At 63.3% G+C, this 21,323-nt stretch carries 22 protein-coding genes; 12 read left to right on the top strand and 10 right to left on the bottom strand.

What is annotated here, in order from left to right:
• Window positions 1-11 precede the first annotated feature (11 nt).
• Window positions 12-1,313 carry a dihydroorotase gene (locus JQ574_RS16070; protein WP_212212308.1) on the bottom strand — a complete coding sequence of 434 codons (1,302 nt, stop codon included), beginning with the start codon at window positions 1,311-1,313 and terminating at the stop codon, window positions 12-14.
• A 1-nt stretch (window position 1,314) separates the two neighbouring features.
• Complete coding sequence (locus JQ574_RS16065) at window positions 1,315-2,268, bottom strand: aspartate carbamoyltransferase catalytic subunit (protein ID WP_192733697.1); 954 nt, start codon at window positions 2,266-2,268, stop codon at window positions 1,315-1,317.
• A gap of 141 nt (window positions 2,269-2,409) precedes the next feature.
• Between JQ574_RS16065 and JQ574_RS16060 the strand changes: the two genes are divergently transcribed.
• The 3 genes from JQ574_RS16060 to JQ574_RS16050 are packed head-to-tail and all read left to right on the top strand — an operon-like array spanning window position 2,410 to window position 5,619.
• Window positions 2,410-3,174 carry a M15 family metallopeptidase gene (locus tag JQ574_RS16060; protein WP_212212291.1) on the top strand — a complete coding sequence of 255 codons (765 nt, stop codon included), beginning with the start codon at window positions 2,410-2,412 and terminating at the stop codon, window positions 3,172-3,174.
• Window positions 3,175-3,194: 20 nt separating this feature from the next.
• On the top strand, window positions 3,195-4,838 hold the full coding sequence (locus JQ574_RS16055; RefSeq protein WP_212212288.1) for an acyl-CoA dehydrogenase family protein: 1,644 nt from the start codon (window positions 3,195-3,197) through the stop codon (window positions 4,836-4,838).
• Between the two features lie 10 nt (window positions 4,839-4,848).
• Window positions 4,849-5,619: a CPBP family intramembrane glutamic endopeptidase gene (locus JQ574_RS16050; RefSeq protein ID WP_212212285.1), complete on the top strand. Its 771-nt coding sequence runs from the start codon at window positions 4,849-4,851 to the stop codon at window positions 5,617-5,619.
• 69 nt (window positions 5,620-5,688) lie between these two features.
• On the opposite strand, the gene JQ574_RS16045 is transcribed toward JQ574_RS16050, so the two are convergent.
• From JQ574_RS16045 to JQ574_RS16035, 3 genes are all read right to left on the bottom strand, one after another.
• A complete protein-coding gene (locus tag JQ574_RS16045) occupies window positions 5,689-6,612 on the bottom strand; it encodes an AEC family transporter (RefSeq protein ID WP_212212282.1) in 924 nt (307 codons plus the stop codon).
• 2 nt (window positions 6,613-6,614) lie between these two features.
• The gene (gene ruvX, locus JQ574_RS16040) at window positions 6,615-7,097 is read right to left on the bottom strand and encodes a Holliday junction resolvase RuvX (protein ID WP_212212280.1); all 483 of its coding nucleotides are present in this window, start codon (window positions 7,095-7,097) and stop codon (window positions 6,615-6,617) included.
• Between the two features lie 91 nt (window positions 7,098-7,188).
• Window positions 7,189-8,124: a cyclase family protein gene (locus JQ574_RS16035; protein WP_212212278.1), complete on the bottom strand. Its 936-nt coding sequence runs from the start codon at window positions 8,122-8,124 to the stop codon at window positions 7,189-7,191.
• Window positions 8,125-8,313: 189 nt separating this feature from the next.
• Here JQ574_RS16035 and JQ574_RS16030 point away from each other — a divergent pair, with 189 nt between their 5' ends.
• Window positions 8,314-8,538 carry a hypothetical protein gene (locus JQ574_RS16030; protein WP_212212276.1) on the top strand — a complete coding sequence of 75 codons (225 nt, stop codon included), beginning with the start codon at window positions 8,314-8,316 and terminating at the stop codon, window positions 8,536-8,538.
• Window positions 8,539-8,600: 62 nt separating this feature from the next.
• On the opposite strand, the gene JQ574_RS16025 is transcribed toward JQ574_RS16030, so the two are convergent.
• Window positions 8,601-9,686: a DUF1963 domain-containing protein gene (locus tag JQ574_RS16025; RefSeq protein ID WP_212212274.1), complete on the bottom strand. Its 1,086-nt coding sequence runs from the start codon at window positions 9,684-9,686 to the stop codon at window positions 8,601-8,603.
• Between the two features lie 69 nt (window positions 9,687-9,755).
• Window positions 9,756-10,637 carry a LysR family transcriptional regulator gene (locus JQ574_RS16020; protein WP_212212271.1) on the bottom strand — a complete coding sequence of 294 codons (882 nt, stop codon included), beginning with the start codon at window positions 10,635-10,637 and terminating at the stop codon, window positions 9,756-9,758.
• Between the two features lie 106 nt (window positions 10,638-10,743).
• Between JQ574_RS16020 and JQ574_RS16015 the strand changes: the two genes are divergently transcribed.
• Together JQ574_RS16015 and JQ574_RS16010 are read left to right on the top strand one after the other, a co-directional pair.
• Window positions 10,744-11,727, top strand: a complete 984-nt coding sequence (locus JQ574_RS16015; protein ID WP_212212268.1) for a nitronate monooxygenase family protein — start codon at window positions 10,744-10,746, stop codon at window positions 11,725-11,727.
• A gap of 26 nt (window positions 11,728-11,753) precedes the next feature.
• On the top strand, window positions 11,754-12,827 hold the full coding sequence (locus tag JQ574_RS16010; RefSeq protein ID WP_212212265.1) for a nitronate monooxygenase family protein: 1,074 nt from the start codon (window positions 11,754-11,756) through the stop codon (window positions 12,825-12,827).
• A gap of 28 nt (window positions 12,828-12,855) precedes the next feature.
• Here JQ574_RS16010 and JQ574_RS16005 read toward each other — a convergent pair whose 3' ends face one another.
• Window positions 12,856-13,023, bottom strand: coding sequence for a hypothetical protein (locus JQ574_RS16005; RefSeq protein ID WP_192733686.1), 168 nt, complete (start codon window positions 13,021-13,023; stop codon window positions 12,856-12,858).
• Between the two features lie 398 nt (window positions 13,024-13,421).
• Here JQ574_RS16005 and gatC point away from each other — a divergent pair, with 398 nt between their 5' ends.
• The 6 genes from gatC (at window position 13,422) to JQ574_RS15975 (ending at window position 18,954) form a co-directional block, all read left to right on the top strand.
• Window positions 13,422-13,709 (top strand): Asp-tRNA(Asn)/Glu-tRNA(Gln) amidotransferase subunit GatC, encoded by a 288-nt coding sequence (gatC, locus tag JQ574_RS16000; protein WP_192733685.1) that lies wholly within the window; start codon window positions 13,422-13,424, stop codon window positions 13,707-13,709.
• A 29-nt stretch (window positions 13,710-13,738) separates the two neighbouring features.
• Window positions 13,739-13,951, top strand: coding sequence for a hypothetical protein (locus tag JQ574_RS15995; RefSeq protein ID WP_212212263.1), 213 nt, complete (start codon window positions 13,739-13,741; stop codon window positions 13,949-13,951).
• Window positions 13,948-15,423 carry an Asp-tRNA(Asn)/Glu-tRNA(Gln) amidotransferase subunit GatA gene (gatA, locus tag JQ574_RS15990; RefSeq protein ID WP_212212261.1) on the top strand — a complete coding sequence of 492 codons (1,476 nt, stop codon included), beginning with the start codon at window positions 13,948-13,950 and terminating at the stop codon, window positions 15,421-15,423. Before JQ574_RS15995 ends, gatA begins: the two co-directional genes overlap by 4 nt.
• 4 nt (window positions 15,424-15,427) lie before the next feature.
• Window positions 15,428-15,721, top strand: coding sequence for a hypothetical protein (locus JQ574_RS15985; RefSeq protein WP_212212245.1), 294 nt, complete (start codon window positions 15,428-15,430; stop codon window positions 15,719-15,721).
• A complete protein-coding gene (gatB, locus tag JQ574_RS15980; protein WP_212212242.1) occupies window positions 15,718-17,208 on the top strand; it encodes an Asp-tRNA(Asn)/Glu-tRNA(Gln) amidotransferase subunit GatB in 1,491 nt (496 codons plus the stop codon). The genes JQ574_RS15985 and gatB overlap by 4 nt, the downstream gene beginning before the upstream one ends.
• Window positions 17,209-18,690: 1,482 nt before the next feature.
• Entirely contained in the window at window positions 18,691-18,954 is a 264-nt protein-coding gene (locus JQ574_RS15975) for a hypothetical protein (protein WP_192733680.1), read from the top strand.
• 74 nt (window positions 18,955-19,028) lie between these two features.
• On the opposite strand, the gene JQ574_RS15970 is transcribed toward JQ574_RS15975, so the two are convergent.
• The gene (locus JQ574_RS15970; RefSeq protein WP_212212239.1) at window positions 19,029-20,261 is read right to left on the bottom strand and encodes an HlyD family secretion protein; all 1,233 of its coding nucleotides are present in this window, start codon (window positions 20,259-20,261) and stop codon (window positions 19,029-19,031) included.
• Window positions 20,254-20,694, bottom strand: a complete 441-nt coding sequence (locus JQ574_RS15965) for a hypothetical protein (RefSeq protein WP_312014651.1) — start codon at window positions 20,692-20,694, stop codon at window positions 20,254-20,256. Before JQ574_RS15965 ends, JQ574_RS15970 begins: the two co-directional genes overlap by 8 nt.
• Window positions 20,695-21,323: the final 629 nt, after the last annotated feature.

Raw genomic sequence — 21,323 nt, 5'->3', positions numbered from 1 at the left:
AAAACGCTCTGCTAGACATGTTCATAGACCGTCCGTCCGCCTACGATAGTACGGACCACGCGGCCCGAGAAGCGGGCTTCGTCGAACGGCGTATTCTTGCACTGCGATTTGAGATCGTCGCGGTCGAGCACCCAGGGTACGTCGGCATCGATCACGACGACGTCGGCAGGGGAACCGGCGCGCAGCGAGCCGCCGGGGAGGCCCAAAATCTCGGCCGGGCGCGTCGACATCGCGCGGATCAGGGTCTTGAAGTCCATCTCGCCATTGTGGATCAGCCGCAACCCCGCCGGCAGCATGGTCTGCAGCCCGACCGCGCCGGCGGCGGCTTCCGCGAACGGCAGCCGCTTCACTTCGACGTCCTGCGGATTGTGATCGGACATCACGACGTCGATCAGGCCGGAGGCCACGGCCGCGACCAGCGCCAGACGGTCGTCCTCGGTGCGCAGCGGCGGCGACAGTTTTAGGAACGTCCGGTAGGGGCCGATGTCGTTTTCGTTCAGCGTGACGTGGTTGATCGAAACCGACGCCGAAACTGCAAGTCCCGCGTCTCGCGCGCGCTTGAGGATTTCGAGCGACTCGATGCAGCTCAGTGATGCTGCGTGATAGCGGCCGCCGGTCAGCGCCACGAGGCGCATGTCGCGTTCCAGCATCACGGCCTCGGCGGCATTGGGTATTCCGACGAGGCCGAGCCTTGCGGCGAACTCGCCCTCGTTCATCACGCCTTCGCCGACCAGATCGGGGTCTTCGGTGTGGTGCACGATCAGCGCGTCGAAATCGCGCGCATAGGTCAAAGCGCGCCGCATCACCTGCGCATTGGTGACGCTGTGGGCGCCATCGGTAAAGGCGACGGCGCCGGCGGCCTTCAACAGGCCGATCTCGGTCATTTCCTCGCCGCCCATGCCCTTGGTCAGCGCCGCCATCGGGTGAATGTTGACGATCGCGGTGTCGCGCGCCCGGCGCAGCACGAAGTCGACGGTGGCCGAATTGTCGATCACCGGCGAGGTGTCAGGCTGGCAGATGATGGTGGTGATGCCGCCGGCGGCCGCCGCCTGGCTGGCGGAAGCAAAGGTTTCGCGGTGGCTGGCGCCGGGCTCGCCGACAAAGGCGCGCATGTCGATCAGCCCGGGGGCGACGACCTTGCCGGCGCAATTGACGATATCGGTGCCTTCGGGGACGCCGGCAGCGCCAATGCCGCGCTTTGAGTCGCGGATCATGCCGTCGGCGATCAGGATGTCACCGGGGCCGTCGAAGTCGCGCGAGGGGTCGACGACGCGGGCGTTGGCCAGGAGGATGGGGCGGCGATCGGTCAGCATGTCAGGCGTTCGGCAGGTTGCGGGCGAGTGCTTCCAGCACCGCCATGCGCACCGCCACTCCCATTTCCACCTGTTCGCGGATCAGCGATTGCGCGCCATCCGCCACGAATGAGTCGATCTCGACGCCGCGGTTCATCGGGCCCGGATGCATCACCAGCGCGTCGGGCTTGGCGTAGGCGAGCTTCTTCTGGTCGAGACCGAAATAATGGAAGTACTCGCCGGACGAGGGCACGAACGAGCCGTTCATGCGCTCGCGCTGCAGCCGCAGCATCATGACGATGTCGGCGCCGTTGAGGCCCTCGCGCATGTCGCGCGCGACCTCGACACCCATCCGCTCGATGCCGCGCGGCAACAGCGTGGAGGGCGCCACCACGCGGACGCGGGCGCCCATGGTGTTAAGCAGCAGGATATTGGAGCGGGCGACGCGGGAATGCATCACGTCGCCGCAGATCGCGATCACGAGGCCTTCCAGCCGGCCTTTGTTGCGGCGGATGGTCAGCGCATCCAAGAGCGCCTGGGTCGGATGTTCGTGGCTGCCGTCGCCGGCGTTGATCACGGAACCGTCAACCTTGCGCGCCAGAAGTTCCACCGCACCCGAGGCGTGGTGGCGCACCACCAGGATGTCCGGATGCATGGCATTGAGCGTGACGGCGGTATCCATCAGCGTCTCGCCCTTGCGGATCGAGGACGAAGACACCGACATGTTCATGACGTCGGCGCCGAGCCGTTTGCCGGCCAGTTCGAACGAGGATTGGGTTCGGGTTGAGGCCTCGAAGAACAGGTTCACCTGGGTGCGACCGCGCAGCGAAGTGCGCTTTTTGTCTACCTGGCGGTTGAGCTCGACATATTCCTCGGAAAGGTCGAGCAGGCCGGTAATATCGGCGGCGGAAAGCCCCTCGATTCCCAGCAGATGCCGGTGACCGAGGACGAAGGTCGATTTCGATGCAGGGGTCATTAAAACGAGAGCTATAGGCAGACTTCCCAAGCGGGGCAAGCGCGAATAGGGGGCTTGCGAGTTATCCCCCGGTCAGTCGCCGCGCAGGGTAAAGAGGGTTGCCGCAATTGCGCCGCGTTCGGCGCGCGGGGAAGGCGTCCAATGCAGAAATGGCACGTTATCTTAGCGATCGGATTAACCGGTCTTGGCCTGTCCGGGCCGCAGACTGCAAACGCGCAGGGCCTGCCGGGCGGCTTCGTCTACCTGCGCGATATCGATCCCAGCATCATCCAGGACATGCGCTATGCGACCTCGAACAACTTTGTCGGCAAGCCGCTGAGGGGGTATGACGCCGCCGAATGCGTCGTGAAGCGCGAGGTTGGCCTCGCGCTGAAGAACATCCAGCAGGAACTCGCCAGGCAAAAGCTGTCGTTGAAGATGTTCGACTGCTATCGGCCCGAGCGCGCGGTCGCCGATATGGTGGCGTGGTCAAAGAACGGCAAGGAGACGCAAGCCGATCGCCGCTTTAGCCCGGCCTTCCGCAAGGCCGATTTGTTCCGCCTGGGCTACATCGCGACCCGCTCCGGACATTCGACCGGCGCCGCGCTCGATCTGACCCTGGTCGATCTGACCGCCGACAATTCCGCAAAATTCGATTCCACCAAGGCCTACGCCGACTGCACCGCGCCCGCCGAGGTACGGGCGCCGGAAGGCAGCGTCGATATGGGTACCGGCTATGATTGCTCGGACATCAAATCGCATACCGCCGCCCCCTCGATCACGCCAGCGCAACGGAGGTCCAGGAACACGCTGGTTGCCGCGATGGCCCGGCAAGGGTTTGTGAACTATTCGAAGGAGTGGTGGCACTTTTCGCTGCCGGGGGTCGGCCGGCAGGCCTATGATTTCCCGATCACGCGACGGAATTGATTCCCGGAGCAGGACCCGCCATGAGCCAGGCATCATTCGCGACCCACGAGGTCTTCAACCAGTCACCGCCGTTCGAAGATGTCGACCTGTTCGCGGTCGACCGGCCGCTTGTCGACGCCGTTGCCGCCAATGGCGGTGGCGAGGCGAGCCGTGAACTATCCGAATTCGGCACGCATTGGGGTTCGGCGGCGATGGCGGCGCGAGGCCGTGCCGCCAATGAGAACACTCCGAAACTGCGGACCTTCGATTCCCGCGGCAACCGCCGCGACGAGGTCGAGTTTCATCCGGCCTATCACGAACTGATGGCGCACTCGGCGCATGCCGGCGTGCATAATTCGACCTGGAGCGCCGACGGCAGGCCGGCGGGCGGTGCTGCGGAAGTGGTGCGCGCGGCCAAATTCTACATCGCCTCGCAGGTCGAGACCGGGCATCTCTGCCCGATCACGATGACGCGCGCGTCGGTCGCGGCGCTGGCCGAGCAGCCCGATCTGCTGGCGAAGGTGATGCCGGTGCTGGCAACGCGTTCTTACGATCCGGGCTTTGCGCCGTGGTGGACCAAGCGCGGCATGACGGTCGGCATGGGCATGACCGAGAAGCAGGGCGGCACGGATGTTCGCTCCAATATGACGCGCGCCGAGCGTGACGGCGAGGCCTATCGCATCACCGGCCACAAATGGTTCATGTCGGCGCCGATGTGCGACGCCTTTTTGGTGCTGGCGCAGGCCGAGGGCGGCTTGAGCTGTTTCTTCATGCCGCGCTTTGCGTCCGATGGCACCGTCAACGCGATCCGCTTCCAGCGTCTGAAGGACAAGCTCGGCAACCGCTCCAACGCTTCATCAGAAGTAGAATTCACAGGCGCCTATGCAGAGCGCATCGGTGACGAGGGCAAGGGCATCCGCACCATCATCCAGATGGTGCAACTGACGCGGCAGGATTGCGCGATTGCGTCCGCCGGCCTGATGCGCTCAGGCCTGGCGCATGCGCTGCACCACGCAAGGCACCGCAGCGTGTTCCAGAAGCATCTCGCCGATCAGCCGCTGATGCAGGCGGTGCTGTCGGACATGGCGCTGCATGTCGAAGCCTCGATCGCGCTGGTCATGCGCCTGTGCCGGGCGTTCGACCGGGCGCCGTCAGACGCCAAAGAGGCCGCCTATATGCGGCTTCTGACGCCGGCGATCAAATACTGGGTCTGCAAGAGCGCGCCGGGCTTTTTGTATGAGGCGATGGAATGCCTCGGCGGCAACGGCTACGTCGAGGAGGGGATTTTGGCGCGGCATTACCGGGAGTCGCCGGTCAACGCGATCTGGGAAGGGTCAGGCAATGTGATGTGCCTCGACGTGCTCCGGGCGCTGTCACGCGAGGCCGATGCGGCATCGGCGGTTCTGCACGAGCTCACCGGCGAAACGCTGGGTCTGCCGGGGGCCGGCGAGGCGGTCAGCTTTATCGGCAAGGCATTCCGCCGGCCCGACAGCGAACGGGTGGCGCGGCTGGCGGTCGAAAAACTCGCGCTGCTTGCGGCCGCAGCGGCTCTCAACGCGGTGTCGCCACGGCATGCGGAACTGTTTGCCGCCACGCGTCTTGCCGGGAATCACGCCAGCATGTACGGCGCGGTCGATCTTGCTAGCGCCGACGTCGCTGGTCTGCTGGAACGGGCGCTGCCCTGAAAGTCAGTTGATGGATTCGCTCAGCCTCCCGCAACCGCCCCCTCCCGTCGCGTCCGCCCTGCGTCCGCCCCGGATCTGGAAGTTCTGGGGCACGGCGCTGTGGGGGCTGTTCATCTTTGCCGGGTTGTTCGTCGGCCAGGCTGCGGTGATCGCCTATTTTGTGTTGCGGCAGGGGTCGTGGGATCTCGCCGCGGCGATCCATGTCGTCGGCGCCGGGCTGACGATCTCGCTGTCCGTGATCATGGGAATGCCTGCGGTGCTGCTCGCGGCCTGGGTCGCGACGCGCGCCTCGCGCACGCCATTTGTTGACTATCTCGCGCTGCGCTGGACCACGTGGCAGAATTTTTTGATCGGTGCGGTCTCACTGGCCGTGCTGGTCGGCGGCTGGGATTTGCTGTCACGCGCTCTGGGGCGCGAAATAACGCCTGGCTTTATGGGCGATGTGCTGAAGTCGGCGCAGACCGACGGCGCGCTGTGGCTGCTCGTGATCGCGTTCTGCGTCGCTGCGCCGATCTCGGAGGAAATCATGGCGCGCGGCTTTCTCTACCGAGGCTGGTCGGAATCTCGCCTCGGAGTGCCCGGCGCCATCTTCCTGTCGTCGCTGGTTTGGACTTCGATGCACCTGCAGTACAGCTGGTTCTTCTTCGGTGAGGTGTTCACCATCGGTCTGCTGCTCGGCTATTTCCGCTACCGCACCGGTTCGACCTGGCTGACCATCGTGCTGCACGGTCTCAACAACACGGCGGCGACGATTCAAACGTTCTGGCTCGCCGGGCAGTAACGAACCTGACGCGGCGCCTTCGGGCCGATCTTCGGACGTCTGCGGCGACGCGTTTGCGTACTTCTGATCTCACCCGACCAATGCGATCGCGATTGGCATCGTGATCGCCGCCAGAATGGTCTGCAACGTGATGATCTGCGCCAGCAGCGGCGCATCGCCGCCCATCTGCCGGGCGAGCACGTAGGCGCTCGAGGAGGCCGGCACCGCCGCGCACGCGGTGACGATCGCCAGATTGGAGCCTGACAGCCCGAACCCCAGCGCCAGCGCGACGGCGATCACCGGCATCAGCACCAGCTTGAGAAACACCGCGACCGACGCCGCAAGGCTCGGGCGGAACATTCCGTTGAGATGCAGGCCGGCGCCGGTCACCAGCAGGCCGATCGCCAGCGAGGATCGGCCGAGCGCGTCGGCGACGTCATGCCAGAGCTTGGGCAGGGGAAGGTGGGTGACGTTGATCAGGAGCCCGATCACGCAGGCCCAAATCAGGGGATTGCGCACGACCGTCATGGCGATCGATCCGACCGATTGTTTTTCGGTCGAGGCGTACTGCGCGAGCACGCTGACGCTGAACACGTTGACCAGGGGAATGATGGCGACCATCGCCACCGACGCCAGCGCCAGCCCGGCATCGCCGAACAGGCTGCCAGAGACGGCCAGCGCCACATAGGTCTGCCAGCGGATGGCGCCCTGGAAGATCGAGGTGAAGGCGGGCCCATCGACCGCGCTGCGGGCGAGCAGGGGCTGCAGCGCCAGGCACAGCAGCGACATCAGCAGCGCCGACAGCAGCAGCGCGCCGCCGACGCCAGCGACCGGGACCTTGCTGAGGTCGGCCTTCACCAGCGTCTGGATCAGGAGCACCGGAAACAACACGTAATAGGTCAGCCGCTCCAGCCCGTGCCACTGCGTCTCCAGCCGCAACAACGTCCGCTTCAGGATGAAGCCGAGCACGATCAGCAAGAACACCGGCAGCAGCGCCGCGACCACCACCGCCATCTTCAGCGCTCGCCGCGCAGGGTGGCGAGCCGGTCGAGCGCGCCCTGCAGGATGAAGATCGCGGCATGCTCGTCGATCACTTCGGCGCGGCGGGCCCGGCTGACGTCCATCCCGATCAATTCGCGCTCGACAGCGGCCGTTGAGAGCCGCTCATCCCAAAGCGCGATTGCGAGGTCGGTAAGTTTGGAAAAATTGCGCGCAAAGGCGCGGGTCGATTGAGCGCGCGGACCCTCGCTGCCGTCCATGTTGATGGGCAGGCCGAGGATGAAGCCGACCGCGTTGCGCTCGCCGGCAAGGACGAGCAGCCGCGCCGCGTCGGCCTTGAAGGCCTTGCGCTGAATGGTTTCAACGCCGGTCGCCAGCCTGCGATCGGCATTGGAAACCGCGACGCCGATGGTCTTGGTGCCGAGATCGAGGCCGACCAGCGCACCGCGCTCGGGCCAATGCGTGACCGCTTCGATGAGAGGGAGGATGAGGGCGGGCATGGACCCGCATAACACGCAGCCAGTCTGACATGCAAAGCCGGAAGCGGCGTGGCGTCCATGCCAGAACGCCACGCCACCTGTCGAAGTCGTCTCAGCGGATCGCCACAGGGTTGATCATGCTCTGCACGCCGCCCTTGAAGCGCGGGTGGCCAAGCACGAACAGGAACTCATAGGCCTTGTCCTTGGCGAGTTCGGCAGTGTCCATATTTTCGAGGATGTAAGTCCCGCTCATCGGCAGCAGGATCTGGTGCACCTCGAAGATGTTCTTGGTCTCGAACGGGACCGCTTCGAGCCCCCAGGTATCGGCGCCGACCGCGACCACGCCCTTACCGACGAGGTATTTTGCACCTTCGACCCCGAGGCCGGGTTCGCCGGCGCCAAATCGCTTGTCGTCCTTGCCGATCAGGCTGAGCCAACCGGTGTGGAAGATCACGACGTCGCCCTGACGGATTTCGACGCCTTGCTTCTTGGCGACTTCCTCGATCTCCTTGACGTTGAAGGCGGTGCCTTCCTTGACCACGTCGGTGCCGTAGTGGGCGGCCATGTCGAGCAGCACACCACGCGTCACCATCGGCGGGATTTTTTCGACGCCAAGTTTCTTCAGGCCGGTGGGATCGGCGAAATCGGCGAGCTTGTTGTTATTGTAATAGACGTGCTCGACGCCGATATGGCCGAGACCGTCGAGTTGGCTGCCGACGCCGACCCAGCCTTCGATGATGTCGTCATTATAGGTGGTCTTGGTGGGCCCGAGGCCCGGGATGCCCGCCTGGCCGGGTTGCACGATGGTGATCTTGAAGGCGCGGGGCGGGTAGGCCGGCGTCTTGGTATCGACGGGAATGCCAAGCGCGTAGGTCTTACCGGTCTTGACGAGGCCGGCCGCCTTAACAACCAGCTCCGGGGTCATATAGTTGGCGGCGCCGATCTCGTCGTTCGGTCCCCATTTCGATTTCGTCCAGTCTTGAGCGCTTGCCGTTGCAACCGTTCCCAACAAGGCAGCCGAACAGCACAGCACGAACGCGTGGCGCATCGCAGATCCTCCCAGAGTTGACGTTATGGTTCTTGGTAGTCAGCGTCTCATACTAACGTAGTAGTGCGCGACGATCCAAATATTTTGATGTGGCTTTTCGCGATGGGCGCACAGCGCGGCCCGAATTTCCTTGTTACAGAAATGTGGCAACGAAATTTCGCATAGCGAAACGGCGCGACGAGGCAACGGATGGATGCACTGCAATTGTTCGGCTTGTTCGCGGTAACGGCGATGCTCATCTGCTACGCGCTTGAAGACCGCGGCCACCGGTACATCCTCGGCTTCGCCGGAGCATGTGCGCTCGGTTCGGCCTACGGGTTTTTGCAGGGCGCCTGGCCGTTCGGACTGGTCGAGGCCATCTGGGCCGTTGTTGCGCTGCGGCGCTGGAGCGTCAGGCGGCAGCTGATGGCATAGGCCGTTCCGTCATGTCGCAACTCCGGCGCCGTTGAATGGCCGCTGACCCGAAGTGTCTGACGTCAGTAACATTGCATGATCACCCGCGCCTCTTCAAAGCGCCGGGCGCGCAAGGCGTCCCGATGGATCCAAACATAGAGGTTGCCGACATCACCCCACATCATGCCGGCACGGTCGTCGGATGCGATTTGCAGCAGCAGCAGCCAGTTCGCCGCGTCGGATTTCAACGGCTCGGCTGCCTTCGAATTCCACGCGCTGAGGTCGAGCCCCTTGCTGACGAGCGCGCATTCGGTTTGCATGTTGCCCTGAATCTGTAGCGGATGCCCCCCGAAGCGGTGATCATGACCGTCCCGGGTGACGTCGTACCACCAGGCTTCCACGGTCTTCTCCGCCTTGGCCTTGATCTCGCAGGCATTCCATTCGGGCGAGCCGAAATAGGGAGGCCACACGCCGGCATGAAGCGCGCACCGCTGCGGCCGAAAACTGGCGGTCCGCTTGTGAGCCAATAATTCGACCGGCGGGCTTGCTCGCCTTAAGGAATTGGTGGGCGTCAAGTCATAGATCAGCCGGGCCCCCGTGATGTCTGCCGGTCGATCGCCGCCCGGCCGATGGTCGGTGTCGTAAAAAAGCAAAAGCCGCCCGTCGCGCGGGATGTCCGGGTCGATGGGTCCCGTAGACCAGACGTCGGCCAAGTCGACCTGTGCGATGAACTGGAGCGGCGCCGGCTCCGCGGTCCGCCGCGCATCCTCCACAAGAAAATCGAGATTGAAATCGACCTTCGCGGAATCGGCTGCGAAGCCTTCGAACGCGCTGGGCAACAGCTTGCGAAACTCTTCGAGCGTCTCGGCCTGAAGGGCGGCCATGTCCTGCGGGTTGAAGAGCGTCACGCCAGTCTGCATCTCTTCGACCCGCTGCTCATGATCGGGATACGGCGGACGCCAGGGCCATGGCATCGTGACTGGAAGGTCTGGCGTTCCGCCTATCTTGGTTGCGGCCAAGGTAATCTCGACTTCGTCGTTGGCCGGTGCGGTTTCGAGCCAGATGTACGGCTTCGACCTTGCGGCCAGGGCCATTGCGTCAGCGGCACGGACCCCCGCCGCGCGCAGCGAGCCATCGATCTCGGCTGCGGTCCTGAATAGCTTTCGCATCGCGGTCTCATCATGTCTCACGAGATTTCGTGAAACGGTAGACGACAGATCCGCGGACCCGGTTCGATCTCAGGCGGCAATGACCTCGCCATTATTGTTCAGGCAGGCGGTAAAGCCTTGCAGCGCGCTATATTGGTGGGCGCTGCGGCGCTGAATGAACAGGGTGTCGACAACAGACTGAGCGGCCTTCAGCTTGTGGATGTTGACGGTCTCGTTTTTTCCGACAACGGCACGCGGCAGCAGCGTCACGCCCATGTCCGCGGCGACGCAGCCGATCATGCCGTCGAGCGTGCCTAGCTCGAACCGCGCCGAAGACGGCCAGCCGAACTCCGAGAAAACCTGTTCGAGACGCTGCCGATAGCTGCAGCCGGTGCGGAAGACCAGGGCGGTCGGCCCCGATTCTGGCGTGCCCGCGCGCAAAGCGGCTAGACTTGCCCAGCGCCTCGACGTCACGAGCACGAGTTCTTCCGTGAAAGCGATTGTCGAACTGAGGTCGGCGTGATCGATCGGACCGGCCACAAAGGCGCCGTCAAGCGATCCGTCAAGCACGGCTGCAACCAGATCTGCGGTCGGCGAGGTGCGCAGGCTCAAGCGCACCGCCGGAAAGCGGCGGTGGAATTCGGCGAGCAGGGAAGGCAGCCGCACCGCAGCTGTTGTCTCCATCGAGCCGATCGACAGAGGCCCCTTTGGCTCGCCATCGTCGCGCGCGGCCAGCACGGCTTCGCGTGACAAGGCGGCCATCCGCTGCGCATAGGGAAGCAGGCGGCGGCCGGCGCCGGTCAATGTCATGCCGCGGCTATGCCGCTCGAACAGTGCGGTGCCGATCTCGGTCTCCAGTGCTTTGACGCGCTGGGTGACATTGGATTGCACGGTGTTGAGTTCGTCCGCGGCGCGGGTGATGCCGCCGAGGCGCGCCACCGTCGAAAATGTCACGAGATCGCTCAATTCCATGGACCGCTCTCCGTTTCATGGTAGCGATGGCAGCATTCTATAGTATTCATTTTATGAGAATGATACGTCGGCTTATCGTGTCTGTCCAGATTAGAAGGGTTTGGACATGTCGATCAGCACGCCATTGACGGCTCTCCTTGGCATCACGCATCCGATCCTGTCGGCGCCGATGGACGTGATCGCCGGTGCGCGGCTGACGGCGGCGGTCAGCGCCGCGGGCGGTTTTGGCATTTTGGGTGGTGGCTATGGCGATCAGGCCTGGCTGGAGCAGGAGACCGCCAAGCTCAAAAGCGTACAAGACCCCTTTGGCATCGGCTTCATCACCTGGAGTCTCGCCAAGCGGCCGGAGCTGATGGACATCGCGCTCGCGGCGCGGCCGCGCGCGATCATGCTCTCGTTCGGCGATCCAAAACCCTTTGCGACCAAGATCAAGGCCAGCGGCGCGCTGCTGATCTGCCAGGTGCAGGACGAGGGCATGGCGCTGATGGCACTAGACGCCGGTGCCGACCTGCTGATTGCACAAGGCAGCGAGGCCGGCGGACACGGTGCCTCCCGCACCACCATCGACATCGTGCCGGCGATTGTCGATCTCGTGGCGGGCCGGGTGCCGGTTGCGGCGGCGGGCGGCATCGGTGACGGCCGCGGGCTGGCGGCGATGATGATGCTGGGAGCGTCCGGTGTACTGCTCGGCACGCGCTTTTACGCCAGCCAGGAATGCGACGGCGCCGATGAAGCCAAAAAGCGCATCTGTAACGCGACCAGCGGCAGCAGCATCAGGAGTATCATCTTCGATATTTCCCGGAACAATGTCTGGCCGGCGCCGTTCAACGGCCGCTGCCTGATCAATGATCACGCGCGCCGCTGGATCGGGCGCGAGGTCGAACTGATGCAGAATGTCTCCGCGGTCGCGGCCGAATATGCCGCCGCGAGAGCCGCCGGCAATTACGACGTCGCTGCTGTGATCGCCGGTGAGGCCGTCGGCCTTATCCATGACGTTCCGCCGGCGGCCGTGATCGTTGACAGGATCGCCACGGAGGCCGACCAGATACTGGCTGGACGGCGCAATTCTTCCGCAGCATCAAGAGCCTGATTCCACTCATTCAAGCGAGCAGACCCATGTGGCCAGACCGCCGACTTCTCGATCTCTTCAAGACCGAATTCCCGATCGTGCTGGCGCCAATGGCCGGCGTGATGGACCAGGAGCTGGCAATCGCGGCGGCCCAGGGTGGCGCGCTGGGTTCGCTGCCATGCGCGATGATCACGGCGGAGAAGGCGCGCGAACAGATCAACATCATGCGCCAGCGCGTCTCCGCGCCGATCAACCTGAACTTCTTCTGCCACACGGCGGTTACAGCCGATCCTGCACGCGAGGCCGGATGGAAGGCGCGGCTCGCGCCCTATTACCAGGAGTTGGGCCTCGATCCCGCGGCGCCGGCCGCTGCCGCCAATCGCGCGCCTTTCGATGAGGCGATGTGCGCGCTGGTCGAGGAGATGAATCCGGAAGTGGTCAGCTTCCATTTCGGCCTGCCGGATGCCGCACTGGTGAAGCGCGTCAAGGCGACCGGCGCCATCGTGATGTCGTCAGCCACGATCGTAAAAGAGGCGATATGGCTCGAGGAGCACGGCGCCGACGTCATCATTGCGCAAGGCGCCGAAGCCGGCGGCCATCGCGGCATGTTCCTGACCGAGAATATCGCCCAGCAGCCCGGCACCTTCGCGCTGGTGCCGCAGGTCGTCGACGCCGTGAAAGTGCCTGTCATCGCGGCCGGTGGCATTGCCGACGGGCGCGGGATCGCGGCGGCCTTTGCGCTCGGAGCTGCGGGCGTCCAGATCGGCACGGCCTATCTGCGCTGCCCGGAATCGAAGGTGACCGCGCCGGCGCGGATAGCGCTTGCCCAGGCGAGCGATGACGCCACCGTGATTACCAACGTCATGACCGGACGGCCCGCGCGCGGCGTCGCCAACCGCGTGATGCGCGAGGTCGGACCGATTTGCCCGGATGCGCCTGATTTTCCGCACGCCGCGACCGCACTCGGTCCGCTGAAGGCGGGCGCCGAAAAGCTCGGCAAGGTCGATTTCACCAATCTCTGGGCCGGGCAGGCGGTGCGGATGGGCCGCGAGATGCCGGCCGCAGAACTGACGCGGGCTTTGGCGGGCGCGGCGTTGGTTAGGCTGAGTTCGCTGGCTTAGTGTCCGGCGGCTACCGGGGGTCGTTGTGTTAATGCGCCGGCTCGTCGCGTTTGACGACGTCCAGGTGCTCGACGGCGAGCGATCGATAATGCGCGGCCATCTCTTTGTAGTGACGTTGCGAGATGGGATCGGTGGCGCTTTCTGCGCGCCGCTCGAACATCTCGGCCTTTTCCTGAAGTTCTTTCGCTTTGGACATGGCGTTGCCTCACGTTCGTCAGGCCAGACACGCCAGATATAGGATCGCGGCGCCAAGCACGCCACCGATCGACCACAGAGCAGGATCCCAACTTTCCGTTACACCGTCGTGTTCCGTTGTCCACATGGCACGACCTCCAGGGTGACGGCCGAGTACACGCCGCGACTGTTTCAAAACGACTGCATCACCCGGTAAATGGTTTCGTCGGCGGCTTTTCCCTGTCGAAACCCCCGGACTCCCGGCGCGGGGCACAACGGCGGCACTTTGATGCGGCCTATAAGGACCGTTTGGCGGTATTTTGGCCCCAAAATGCCGGCGGGGCGGTTCCCCGTGGTTGCGGCGCAAAACCGGGCTCTGCTATACGGCGGGTGCGATCCCCCGATTGAGGCCTTATATTAATGTCCGTTGATGCCGCTACCGTTCGCCGCATCGCGCATCTTGCGCGAATTGCGGTCGCCGAGGCCGAAGTTCCCCATCTGCAGGGCGAACTGAACGCCATGCTGGCGTTCGTAGAGCAGCTTTCGGAGGTGAATGTTGACGGCGTCGAACCGATGACCTCGGTGACCCCGATGGAAATGAAGAAACGTCCTGATGTGATCAATGACGGCGAGATCACCGACGATGTCGTCAGAAACGCGCCCGACACTGTGAACCATTTCTTTCTGGTGCCGAAGGTCGTGGAATAACTCTTTCTTTGTTCGAGATCGGAAGTCCGATGTGCATGCTCTGCGACGATGAAAAGGCCTACCAAGCCTACATGAACTATCTCGACGCGATGGAGCGGCAAGGCAAGGTCGCCGATCCCGACAAGGCGATGGACGCCGTCCTCGACGCGCTTGAGGCGTCCGAGCTGACGCGGCCCAAGCAAGACGACCCCGCGAGCGACAAGACCCTGTCTCCATTCTTCTGCAGCCCGATCAATAAATGACCGATTTGATTTCGATGACGATCGCCGAGGCCAGGAATGGCCTCGCGAACAAGTCTTTCACCTCGCTTGAACTGACCGACGCGCACCTTGCCGCGATCGAGGCGGCGCGCGCGCTCAACGCCTTCGTGCTGGAAACGCCGGACAAGGCCCGCGCCATGGCCCGCGCGATCGACGCCAAAATTGCAAAGGGCGAGGGCGGTCCGTTGGCCGGCATTCCGCTCGGCATCAAGGACCTGTTCGCGACCAAGGACGTGCGCACCACTGCGTGCTCAAAAATCCTCGGCAATTTCGTGCCGCCTTATGAGTCGACCGTCACTTCGCAACTCTGGCGCGACGGTGCGGTCATGTTGGGCAAGCTCAACAACGACGAATTCGCGATGGGCTCCTCGAACGAGACCTCGTGCTTCGGCCCGGTGGTCAATCCGTGGCGGCGCGAAGGCTCCAATACCTCGCTGGTGCCGGGCGGTTCGTCGGGCGGCTCGGCTTCCGCGGTCGCCGCATTGCTTTGCATGGGCGCGACCGCGACCGACACTGGCGGTTCGATCCGCCAGCCGGCGGCCTTCACCGCCACCGTCGGCGTCAAGCCGACCTATGGCCGCTGCTCGCGCTGGGGCATCGTTGCGTTTGCCTCCTCGCTCGATCAGGCAGGGCCCATCGCGCGCACCGTGCGCGACGCGGCGATCCTGATGCGCTCGATGGCGGGGCACGATCCCAAGGACACGACGTCGGTCGATCGCGCGGTGCCGGACTACGAGGCCGCGATCGGCAAGTCCGTCAAAGGCATGAAGATCGGAATCCCCAAGGAATACCGCCTCGACGGCATGCCGGCCGAAGTCGAAAAGCTCTGGACCGAAGGCGCAGCCTGGCTGAAGGCGGCCGGCGCGGAGCTGGTCGAGATATCGCTGCCGCACACCAAATACGCGCTGCCGGCCTATTACATCGTGGCGCCGGCCGAGGCGTCGTCGAACCTGGCGCGCTACGACGGCGTGCGCTACGGCCTGCGCGTGCCCGGCCGCTCCATTGGCGAAATGTACGAGAACACCCGCGCCGAAGGTTTTGGCGACGAAGTGCGCCGCCGCGTCATGATCGGCACCTATGTGCTCTCCGCCGGCTATTACGACGCCTATTACCTGCGCGCGCAAAAAGTCCGCACCCTGATCAAGAAGGACTTTGAGGATTGTTTTGCGAAGGGCGTCAACGCAATCCTGACGCCGGCGACGCCATCGGCGGCGTTCGGCGTCGGCGAGAAGGGCGGCGCCGATCCCGTGGAAATGTATCTCAACGACATCTTCACGGTGACTGTGAACATGGCGGGACTGCCGGGCATTGCCGTTCCCGCCGGCAAGGATGCGCAGGGGCTGCCGCTCGGCCTGCAACTGATCGGACGTCCCTTCGACGAGGAGACGCTGTTCTCGCTCGGCGAAGTGGTCGAGCAGGCGGCCGGACGCTTCACGCCGGCCAGATGGTGGTGAGGCCATGGCAGATTTCAAGGCCAGCCTTTCCGATGACGCGCCGCCGCCGACGCTGAGCCCGTCACTCACCGCGTTGTGGTGGGCTGCCAAGGGCAATTGGGACGCGGCGCATAAGATCGTTCAGGACGAATCCTCGGCGGAAGCGGCGTGGGTGCACGCCTATTTGCACCGCGTGGAAGGTGATCTCGGCAACGCCGGCTACTGGTATCGCCAGTCCGGCCAACCAGCGGCGATCGATTCGCTTGAGGCAGAGTGGGACCGGATCGTCTTTACACTGCTGTTGGGAGAACGGACATGACGGCGGCGAGCGGCAAGCTGATCAAGGGCCAGACAGGCGATTGGGAAATGGTCATCGGGCTCGAGGTCCACGCCCAGGTCACTTCCCGGTCAAAACTGTTCTCGGGCGCTTCGACCGAATTCGGCGGCGAGCCGAATACCCATGTCTCGCTGGTGGACGCCGCGATGCCGGGCATGCTGCCCGTGATCAATGAAGAATGCGTGCGGCAGGCGGTGCGGACCGGGCTTGGCCTGAATGCCCAGATCAATCTGCGCTCGGTGTTCGATCGCAAGAACTATTTCTATCCGGATTCGCCGCAGGGCTACCAGATCAGCCAGTACAAGTCGCCGATCGTGGGCGAGGGCGTGGTCGAGGTCGAACTCGACGGCGGGCGCACGGTCAACATCGGCATCGAGCGTCTGCACCTGGAGCAGGACGCCGGCAAGTTGCTGCACGACCAGGCGCCGTCGCTGTCCTATGTCGACCTCAACCGCTGCGGCGTGGCGCTGATGGAAATCGTGTCAAAACCCGACATCCGCGATGCCGAGCAGGCCAAGGCCTATGTGACAAAACTGCGTTCGATCCTGCGCTATCTCGGCACCTGCGATGGCGACATGGAGAAGGGCTCGTTGCGCGCTGACGTCAACGTCTCCGTGCGCAAGCCGGGCGGGCCGCTCGGGACCCGCTGCGAAATCAAGAACATGAACTCGATCAACTTCATCGGTCAGGCGATCGAGTATGAGGCGCGGCGCCAGATCGAAATCATCGAGGATGGCGGCGTCATCGATCAGGAAACGCGGCTGTTCGACCCAAATAAGGGCGAGACGCGCTCGATGCGCTCCAAGGAAGAGGCGCACGACTACCGGTACTTCCCCGATCCCGATTTGCTGCCGCTCGAGTTCGGCGAAGCCTACGTGGCCGGGCTGAAAGCGGAGCTGCCGGAATTGCCGGACCAGAAGAAGGCCCGCTTCATCGATAGCTTTGGACTGTCGCCCTACGACGCCAGCGTGCTGGTGGCCGAGCGCGAGAGCGCGGACTTCTATGAAACCGTGCTGGCCGGGCTCACCGACAAGGCGCGCGACGGCAAGCTTGCCGCCAACTGGGTGATCAACGAACTGTTCGGACGCCTCAACAAGGAAGGCCGTGATATTACGGGCTCACCGGTGTCGGCGGTGCAACTCGCGGCGATCGTCGACCTGATCGGCGAGGGCACCATCTCCGGGAAGATCGCAAAGGACCTGTTTGAGATCGTCTGGCAGGAAGGTGGCGACCCGCGCGCGCTGGTCGAGACGCGCGGCATGAAGCAGGTCACGGACTTAAGCGCAATCGAGAAGGTGGTGGACGACATCATCGCCGCCAACCCGGACAAGGTCGCGCAGGCGAAAGCCAAGCCGCAACTCGCCGGCTGGTTCGTCGGCCAGGTGATGAAGTCGTCCGGCGGCAAGGCCAATCCGCAAGCCGTCAACGATCTCTTGAAGGCGAAGCTCGGCATCGGAAGCGTCCCGTAACGGGACGCTTTCGCCGTCGCTGCCGTCGCGATCGACGCGCGCAAGCGTGCATCGATCGCGCATCGCGGATCAAAATCATCGTCACGACGGACAACGGGATCAGCGAATCGGTCGCTGCGATTCGTCCCAAAAATCGGTTTTGGCGAGCGCCGATGAGACGTGGAGGCTGTATCCACGAAAATTTTTTTATTGCCAAAATTCGCGACTCAGAGTCCGCGCAAGCGGCTTTTGGGCGGTCTTGCTGAGTCGCGATGACGTTGGTTGCGCATTGATCATTGCATGCGTGAATCGCCAAAACATCTATAGTGCAAGCGTTTCCTTCAATATTGACAAACGCCGACGTCGGTCGTTGCTGCACTTTTTGCATCGCTGCGCGAGCTTGTTGCGCCGCCGCCGAAGGATGCTTCGAGCGCGCCCTCGCATTCCCGCGTCAACACTTCCTTAAGCGGGACGCTGTTTTTTTGAACGTGTTGGTGTATTCGGGGTGTAGTGCACATCGATTCCCGAGTGCACGCAGCGAACTAAGCCATCTCACTTACATTAGGAGGGCAACATGGCCAAGAAAGCTAAGAAGGCAAAGAAGGCAAAGAGCGCAGTGAAGAAGACTGCGAAGAAGACCCGCAAGGTCGCCAAGAAGAAGAAGTAAGCTCTCGTCTTTGAGAGAATTGCCGGCGGCTTGATGCCGGCGCGTCACTCGAGCCTTCAGACGGTTTGCTTCTCGGAGCAAACATAATCCGGAAGGCTCGGTCGACGAAAGAGGGTGTCGGCGAGACATCAGGTCAAACGGCTGGATCGACTTTCGGAAGAGTTCGCTTTTCCAAAACCGGTCCGGCAGAAGAAACAAGTTTTCTTCGTTCGGTGCGGAATCTTTGCTCCGCAATTTCACCGGGCCAAAGCCCGATTGAAATCTGGTCCTGACGTGTTCGCCGACGCCCTCGTTCCCCGGAACGCCTGCTGTTCCCCGGAACGGCTGCTCCCCGGAACGTCTTGCGTTCCCGATCGCTGCGCCTTTGGCGCCCGGCATGTTGATCTTTCCAAATCCCTTTGGGTTCCTGTCCTGACCACCCATGGCCTGCGCCGGGGCGGGCGCAGATCGCGCCCATGCGCATCGGTCAGGCGCGCACCCGCCCGATCCATTGCGGGAACTCTTGCAATACCAGGTCTTCCGTTTGCGCCGATGATGGCGCGCGCGAGATGCGAGGCGTCGCGATGGTTATCGTTCTGCCAAGCGGCACGGTAAACCGGTCTTCACGAATCCTCACTTGTTGCTGCGGCACAGGCACTTCTGAGATTCTCCATCGGCGCCCGGGCGCTTCACGTTTACACCCCGTTCATCGCGATATTTAAACTGCCCTTCAAATTTGATGGGCCATGATCATCCCAACAAGCCGGCAAACGGCGCGGGGCGATAACGGGACGTTTTGACAGTGGACAGGGGCCGCGCTCGGGGGAGGGCGGCAACAATAAAAAGGGGAGACTACGATGTTTCAGGGACAATTCGATCTGGAGACGGCGACACCGGTGGAGACCGCAATCCCCGACCTGCTGTTCGAGCGCGGCCTGTACTGGGCGAGCGGCCGTTCCGGCGTCGTCAACCTGGTCGCCGCCCATAAATGGTTCAATCTCGCCGCCCTGAAGGGCCGCGCAGACGCGATCTCGATGCGCCGCGAAGTCGCCGAGATGATGTCGGATGTCGAGATCGCCACGGCGCAGCGCGAAGCCCGCGCCTGGATGACCTCGCACTGAGTTCGCGAGCCGCGACGGAGCGGCCGGAATGCCTGGTGTCTCTGTACCGGCATCGGCAGCATCCAAAAAAAGGCTCAGTGCCCGCTCAGCACCAGTGTCTTGACGGGCAGCAGCAGGGCCTGAATCCGCAACAGCAGGGCGTGCACGAGGCCGGTGGCGTCGACGACGTGCAGCGCAAAGCTCTTGAACGCGCTGAGCTTGCCTGACGCGATCCGTTCGTGATTGCTGGTGTAGGCGTTGGCGATACAGCTGCTGCCGGGCGTCACGCCCTCCAGCCCGCCCTGGTAGATCGGCTCCATGAAAACGAGAATGGTGCCCGGACGCGCGGTGTTCTGCGCCTCGATCAGTTGTTCGCCGCCCCTGAACTGGCCGGCCGCGATGTAGTCCTGCACAACGGTAACCACCATCGGAATGATCACCCACGGCTTGGAAATGCAGGTGGCCTCGGCCACCATTCCGACTTTCATGACCTGACCCTCGATCTGGCCAAATCCTGCCATGAGAGCCCTCCGTCCCGCGCCCTCCGGAATGAGAACGCCGGCCGTCCGCATAATTGGAGAGACGATATCGCCCGGTCTCAGCCCGAACTGCTCGACCCGCCCGTCGAACCCGGCACGAATAAAGGTCTTGTCCAGATCGACCTGCGCTTCGGCCAGCGCCGCCTCTGCACTCGCTTTCTCGGCGGGAAGCAGGGCGGTGACGCGGACCGCGGCCGATTGTTTTGAAGCGTTGGCGGCATCAAGCGTACCCTGCCGGCCGGCCTGCAGCACCTGCAGCTTTTCGATGTCACGTTGCGGGACGATGCCGGGATTGCGTTGCTGGAGGTCCCGCTTGGTGTTCAGCTCATCGGTGGCTTGCTGATAATCGCCCTGAGCCTGCAGGATCTGCCCATCCGCCTTGAGAACATCCGCCTGTGCGGCCAGCATGGCGGCATCGACTTCGGCGATCTTGCGTTTGGCGGTCAGCAGCGCTGCTTCCTGCTTGGCGCTGTCGAGTCTGAAAATCACCTCACCTTGCTTGACGGGCGCGCTGACATCGATGCGAACCTCCGCCACCCGGCCGGTCACTTCGGTCATGATCGGGACGGTCCGGTAGTACATCGTCGCCGAATTGGTCGACGGATGATAATAGAAGATCATCGTAATCAGCGCGACCGTGAGCATCAGGCAGGTGATGATGCCATATCGCAGTTCAAACCAGACCGAATAAAGCGTGATTTCGTGGCCGATGCGCTTTCCCTGCCGATAGCGGCGATAGAGATAGTCCGGCAGTATCGTCACCAGCGAGCAGAGGATGATCTCAAGCATGAGCCTTTGCCTCACTCTTGGCGGCGTGGCCGTGCGTGCCGGCGTGGGCTGCGGTTTCTGGAGCCGGCTCGGTTGGGTCTGGTTCGGGCGGGCCGCCGGCCATCTTCTCGACCGATCCGGCGATCCTGCGCAGCGGCGTGCCGAAGTCCGGCAGGTCGACCATTGCGAGGAGCAATCCGATCACCCAGAACAGGTGGTTGTGCGTAAACAACGCCAGCAGGCCCAGCACGGCCACGATCTCAAATTGCAGCTTCTGCGTTTTGTGGGCCATCCGTTCCGGCAGCGTGTGCAGGTGCAAATAGAGATTGCCGACCCCGACGACGGCGGCAATCAGGATAATGCCGACAACGATCATCAGGACGTCGGTGTCTCCCGGCGCCGTGATGAAGCCTGGCAGATGATGAGGGGCGGCAGGGTGAAGGGATTCGCTCACGCAACTCTCCATTCCGAAAGAGCAAGCCGAAGTATCAAGCAATGCACCAAGAAGGCATGGACAGGCGCCCGGCCAGGCGCAGCCATCTTTGCATAATGCGGGAACTTGGCAAGCACGGGTTGTCGTTGCGAGTTGGTGCTTCGATTCTGATTTGCCTTCCGCAACGTGAAATTAGCCCGATTGCGATGATGGTCTTCTGATCTGAATCAAACAATGTGAGGGCATGGGTCCACATTCTCACGGCATGAGATGCCCGAGTTTTGCGTCACTTTTCGCCCTTCCTGAAGGAGGAGGGCGCAGGGAAGACCGGGTGCGCGCTGCACCCGCGGTCCCGTGTGCGGTTTGCACTAAGTAGGCTGCACACGAGCATACAGGGCAGCGGAGAACACCTGGCCTTCCCTGCGCAATGGCTTTACGGCTTATGCCGTGATCTCCCCGGAGACGAGTTCTTGGTTGACTCCGTCGCTGCCGGTTCAGCTCACGCTTCTCCGGCAACTTGACGCCTGCAACGGGCGCCAGGACCACACGGTTTTGCCGTACGCTTATCCACGCCGTCGTCTCAGCGTAAACCAGCGTCCACCGCAACCCGCCCAACGTCCGTGACGACGGCCGACGCCCTTCTGAGCAGG

Source organism: Bradyrhizobium sp. AUGA SZCCT0158 (assembly GCF_018130065.1).
GTDB lineage: Bacteria > Pseudomonadota > Alphaproteobacteria > Rhizobiales > Xanthobacteraceae > Bradyrhizobium.
Note: the sequence above shows the minus strand (reverse complement) of the source record. Positions and strands in the feature narration are given on the sequence as shown.